Source organism: Rhodosalinus sp. FB01 (genome assembly GCF_041365715.1).
In the GTDB taxonomy this organism is placed as follows: domain Bacteria; phylum Pseudomonadota; class Alphaproteobacteria; order Rhodobacterales; family Rhodobacteraceae; genus Rhodosalinus.
Genome location: NZ_JBGFSH010000104.1, coordinates 1 through 345 on the forward strand (window position 1 = coordinate 1; position 345 = coordinate 345).

Genomic DNA, 345 nt, shown 5'->3' on the forward strand with positions numbered 1-345 from the left:
AGATGCGCCCGGAAACCTGGGGGGCGCTCGCCGGCACGCCGGACACCGAGCGCGTGCAGGTGGACGACATCATGTCGGTGCGCGAAACCGCCCATCACCTGATCGACGGCTTCGGCACCCGCGCGCGCGCGCACGTCCAGATCCAGAACGGCTGCGACCACCGCTGCACCTTCTGCATCATCCCCTACGGCCGCGGCAATTCCCGCTCGGTGCCCGCGGGCGTCGTGGTGGACCAGATCCGCCGCCTGCGCGACGCGGGCTACAACGAGGTGGTGCTCACCGGCGTGGACCTGACGAGCTGGGGCGCCGATCTGCCCGGCCGTCCGCCGCTCGGCGATCTGGTGC

Annotated in this window: 1 protein-coding gene; it reads left to right on the top strand. The window is 71.9% G+C overall.

Going from position 1 to position 345, the window contains the following annotated elements:
* Positions 1-345: radical SAM protein (locus AB6A65_RS16795; RefSeq protein WP_371039519.1), on the top strand; the 345-nt coding region annotated here is incomplete at both ends.